Origin of the sequence: Pseudescherichia vulneris, from assembly GCF_902164725.1 — a bacterium.
GTDB classification, from domain to species: Bacteria; Pseudomonadota; Gammaproteobacteria; order Enterobacterales; family Enterobacteriaceae; genus Pseudescherichia; species Pseudescherichia vulneris.
Genome location: NZ_LR607338.1, coordinates 2,435,885 through 2,438,229, shown reverse-complemented (window position 1 = coordinate 2,438,229; position 2,345 = coordinate 2,435,885). Strand labels below are relative to the sequence as shown.

Here is a 2,345-nt window from a genome sequence, read left to right as displayed (position 1 = left end):
GAGAAACGAGAAATCAGCAGTCTGAATGTCCGCTCTTCGCTCATAGCGGACCTTGTCCCTTACGCATGTCTGCTTTGTGCCAGAAGCGGTCGTTTATACAACCTCGATAAGCGCAAACTCTTCAAAGATAAGTTCCATCTCCTCAGAATACGTGCCTTCACGCTCAAAATAACGTTTATGGCCCTCCTTCCAGTACGCCAGACTTAAATCCCCTTCCCCTTCTTTGCTGGCAAGCTCACTCGTCACGTCGCAAAAGCGGATGAGCTGCATCCTGACAGTTTGGATCACACACATCGGCTGTCCGGCACCGTCAAGAATGATGTTGTAACTTCCAACGCAGGGCGCTTCGCCTCGTTCATACTCACGTTGAAAAGAGGCTCTCGAACAGCATGTTGCTGTTTTAATCCCACTCAGAACCAGTTGAACGAGTTCATCAGCAAGTTCCGAGCTATCGCCAAACTGCCATGCAAGTGCGCCAGGGTAGATACTTTTTAATTCTTCGAGCTTTGTCATTGTCAGCCTTTGTTAATTTAAGCTGGAGGGAGATCGGACCGATCGCCTCGCGTTGTCGGATGAGAGATAACGATAAATTCTACGGGTTGCTGGCTGTCGTTTCTGGCCTGATGTTTTGCCCCCGGCGGGATTTCAAGCCCCTGCTGAGCTTTGATTCCATGTTTAACGCCCTCCAGTTCCATCGTCAGAGTGCCCTCAAGAACATAAAAAAACTGTCGGGAAACGCAGTGAAAGTGCCGCTTTTCATGTGTGCCTGGCGGCATTTTTTCATGAATAATCAACATGTCCTGCCGGTTTACCAGATACCACCCGTCGCAATCATCACCCCAGAGATAATGTTCAGCATTGTCTTTTGAAATCATCGTTTTTTCCTGCGTAAGAGCTTCTTGTTTGTGGTCCTTTAGATACAGGCAAACTAACGCGATATAGCCAGGGAACACTACCACCATATTTAGAGTTGACTGCACGGGTTGAGAGGCCTTATCAGGAGAAGAACGAGGCAAGCAGAAGCGGATACTAATGTACTAGCGGTTTTACCTATCCGGCATCAGGCGTCTTATAGTTTATTCAAAAGGTTAGTCCAGAGCTCTGCAGAGTATGTCGATGATTAAATCGTGGGGAAAAATAGTTTGCTTAGTATCTCTAAGCTCTTCTAATGTCCACCAGTGATAATTTTGAATGACGCTCTTTTCATTATCACTCCATCCCGAGCAGTCGATATCTGTTTTTTCCGTATGGATTATAAAGAAACGCTCTTCGGCAAGAACTGTCTCCCCATCAGGCAGCTGCATGGGGAAGGTTCGGGATGCCGCCGTCGCTCCAGCCGAATCTCTTTTTAACCCGGTCTCTTCCTGCAACTCCCGTATTGCGGCCTGTTCAAAGGATTCGTTCAATTCAAGCCCACCGCCGGGCGTCGCCCAGTATGACATGCCGCTTAAGGCGCCATTTTTATGAGAAAAATTAAACAGTAACACATCATTTTCAGGTGAAAGAATGATTAACCGGGATGATGGACGAGTACGCATAACGTTTCCTTCTGATACAGCATAAAACTGATTTCCGTCTCGCTATTTAAACATACCTTCGTTCAAATCTCACCGAAGTGATTGCTTATTGAGCAAATGTGAAGTTTGTATATCAATTGTTGATATTGGGGAATGTATTGTTTTGTAAACGTATAGAAAGTGTCGACACATGATCGTTAGGCATTTCCATTTCCCACAGGATAAGAGTCAAAAACTATCATGAAGCAACAGCTTGTACTCACCGATAAAGACCTACTGGCAAAAGGCAACGACCGCTACGTCTTCCAGCACCCACAGGATAGCCAGCTGCTGATCAAAATCGTCATTCCCGATATCTTGAAATACAAAAGTAAACTGCGTGAAATCTATCGGGATGTCAAAGAGTGCAAGCCGAAAACCTCAACAGACTCGCTCTATATCCAAAAGATTGAAGGCCTTGTGGAGACCAACAGAGGCGTAGGGCAAGTCATTGTGAAGGAGTGCGATGAGCATAGTCATATCGCGCCAACGCTTTATCAGCTTGCGCGAAATAAAGAGCTTGATGCCGGAAAACTTCAAAAGCTGAACGTGTTTTTTGACTGGTTTGTCACTACCGGCGTCATTATTAACTCTCTGCATTGTAAAAACATCGTTTACGCCTGGGACAGCGCGCGGCTGGAGTATCGTTTCAAGGTCATTGATGGTTTCGGTGACAAAACGCTTCTTCAACTCAGCAAGCTTTCAGGGGTTATTCGCGATAAAAATAAACTCAAATGCCTTAAGCGAATGCTCAGGGATTTGAACAGGCTACAACAGGCCTGATGCCCT

At 46.0% G+C, this 2,345-nt stretch carries 4 protein-coding genes; 1 reads left to right on the top strand and 3 read right to left on the bottom strand.

The features are described from left to right. Positions 1-93: 93 nt before the first annotated feature. The 3 genes from FN633_RS10435 to FN633_RS10425 all read right to left on the bottom strand — a co-directional run bounded on the left by FN633_RS10435 (position 94) and on the right by FN633_RS10425 (position 1,538). Complete coding sequence (locus tag FN633_RS10435; RefSeq protein WP_154057655.1) at positions 94-513, bottom strand: ASCH domain-containing protein; 420 nt, start codon at positions 511-513, stop codon at positions 94-96. A gap of 17 nt (positions 514-530) precedes the next feature. Further along, positions 531-875: a cupin domain-containing protein gene (locus FN633_RS10430; protein ID WP_154057654.1), complete on the bottom strand. Its 345-nt coding sequence runs from the start codon at positions 873-875 to the stop codon at positions 531-533. 213 nt (positions 876-1,088) lie between these two features. Beyond that, entirely contained in the window at positions 1,089-1,538 is a 450-nt protein-coding gene (locus FN633_RS10425) for an NUDIX hydrolase (protein WP_154057653.1), read from the bottom strand. Positions 1,539-1,757: 219 nt separating this feature from the next. Here FN633_RS10425 and FN633_RS10420 point away from each other — a divergent pair, with 219 nt between their 5' ends. Next, positions 1,758-2,339: a YrbL family protein gene (locus FN633_RS10420; RefSeq protein ID WP_154057652.1), complete on the top strand. Its 582-nt coding sequence runs from the start codon at positions 1,758-1,760 to the stop codon at positions 2,337-2,339. The last annotated feature ends 6 nt before the right edge of the window (positions 2,340-2,345 follow it).